Here is a 2,129-nt window from a genome sequence, read left to right on the forward strand (position 1 = left end):
GGGGTAGACGGGGGCCGCGTAGAGGTGCTCCCGGCGGCAGGCCGGGCAGCGCACCGTCACGCTCTGGGACATGGCCCACTCCAGGACGACCTCGTATCGGGACAGCGCTCCCATCGTCCTCCAGGGGCGGCCGGTTGTCCGCCCCTTGACGGTCTTCACCGGCCCACCTACATTGCTTCCAGATAGTAGAAAAGTGTTTCCGCAATGTGGAAAGCAGCGCGGAACCGACATCGTCACGGAATTGCTCACCGCGGGGCGCGACGGGAGTGCGAATCCGACAGCCGGAGCAGGAGTACTCAATGGCTCGTATGACCGCTGCCCGAGCGGCAGTCGAGATCCTCAAGCGCGAGGGTGTCAGCAACGCGTTCGGCGTGCCGGGCGCGGCGATCAACCCCTTCTACGCGGCCCTCAAGGCCTCGGGGGGCATCAACCACACCCTCGCCCGCCACGTGGAGGGCGCCTCGCACATGGCCGAGGGCTACACGAGGACCCACCCGGGCAACATCGGCGTCTGCATCGGCACGTCCGGCCCGGCAGGCACCGACATGATCACCGGCCTGTACTCCGCGATCGGCGACTCGATCCCGATCCTGTGCATCACCGGCCAGGCGCCGACCGCCGTGATCCACAAAGAGGACTTCCAGGCCGTCGACATCGCCTCGATCGCCAAGCCGGTCACGAAGATGGCCGTGACCGTGCTCGAGGCCGCCCAGGTTCCCGGCGTCTTCCAGCAGGCCTTTCATCTCATGCGGTCCGGGCGGCCCGGCCCCGTCCTCATCGATCTCCCCATCGACGTCCAGCTCACCGAGATCGAGTTCGACCCGGAGACGTACGAGCCCCTCCCCGCCTACAAGCCGGCCGCGACCCGCGCCCAGATCGAGAAGGCGATCGGGATGCTGAACGCGTCCGAGCGGCCGCTGATCGTCGCCGGCGGCGGTGTCATCAACGCCGACGCCGCCGAACTGCTCGTGGAATTCGCCGAGTTGACCGGCACCCCGGTCGTCCCGACCCTCATGGGCTGGGGCCTGCTCCCCGACGACCACGAGCTGAACGCCGGCATGGTGGGCCTGCAGACCTCGCACCGCTACGGCAACGCGACCTTCCTGGAGTCCGACTTCGTCCTCGGCATCGGCAACCGCTGGGCCAACCGCCACACCGGCAAGCTCGACGTCTACACGGCCGGCCGCAAGTTCGTCCACGTCGACATCGAGCCCACCCAGATCGGGAAGATCTTCGCCCCGGACTACGGCATCGCCTCCGACGCGAAGGCGGCCCTGGAGCTGTTCGTCGAGGTCGCGCGGGAGTTGAAGGCGGCCGGCAGGCTGCCCGACCGCTCCGCCTGGGCGGCCTCCGCGCAGGAGCGCAAGGCGACCCTCCAGCGCCGTACGCACTTCGACGACATCCCGATCAAGCCGCAGCGTGTCTACGAGGAGATGAACAAGGCCTTCGGGCCGGAGACCCGGTACGTCTCCACGATCGGCCTCTCGCAGATCGCCGGCGCCCAGATGCTGCACGTCTTCAAGCCGCGGCACTGGATCAACTGCGGCCAGGCCGGCCCGCTCGGCTGGACCATCCCGGCCGCGCTGGGTGTCGCCAAGGCCGACCCGGAGGCACAGGTCGTCGCGCTGTCCGGCGACTACGACTTCCAGTTCATGATCGAGGAACTGGCGGTCGGCGCGCAGCACAAGATCCCGTACGTCCATGTCCTGGTCAACAACTCCTACCTGGGTCTGATCCGTCAGGCGCAGCGGGCGTTCGACATCGACTTCCAGGTCAAGCTGGAGTTCGAGAACATCAACTCTCCCGAGCTCGGCGTCTACGGCGTCGACCACGTCAAGGTCGCCGAGGGCCTCGGCTGCAAGGCGATCCGGGTGACCGACCCGGCGGAGCTCGGCGCGGCCCTGGAGCAGGCCAAGAAGCTCGCCGCCGAGCACCAGGTGCCGGTCGTCGTCGAGGCGATCCTGGAGCGGGTCACCAACATCTCCATGTCGACCACCAACGACATCAGCAACGTCGTGGAGTTCGAGGAGATCGCGACCGAGCCGGAGCACGCGCCCACGTCCATCAGGACGCTGAAGGTCTGACGCGCCCGCTCCACCCGCCCGGACACAGAAGGGGCGGTCCAGCCG

At 68.1% G+C, this 2,129-nt stretch carries 1 protein-coding gene; it reads left to right on the forward strand.

Going from position 1 to position 2,129, the window contains the following annotated elements; all coding sequences use genetic code 11:
* The first annotated feature begins 299 nt into the window (after positions 1 to 299).
* Entirely contained in the window at positions 300 to 2,084 is a 1,785-nt protein-coding gene (gcl, locus tag L0P92_RS44020) for a glyoxylate carboligase (RefSeq protein ID WP_234768745.1), read from the forward strand.
* Positions 2,085 to 2,129 lie beyond the last annotated feature (45 nt).

This window comes from Streptomyces muensis (assembly GCF_021474425.1).
Classification (GTDB): Bacteria; Actinomycetota; Actinomycetes; order Streptomycetales; family Streptomycetaceae; genus Streptomyces; species Streptomyces muensis.

Bases quoted from the DNA above. Each gene is read 5' to 3' on its own strand.
- gcl (WP_234768745.1), top strand. From the start codon at position 300: ATGGCTCGTATGACCGCTGCCCGAGCGGCAGTCGAGATCCTCAAGCGC.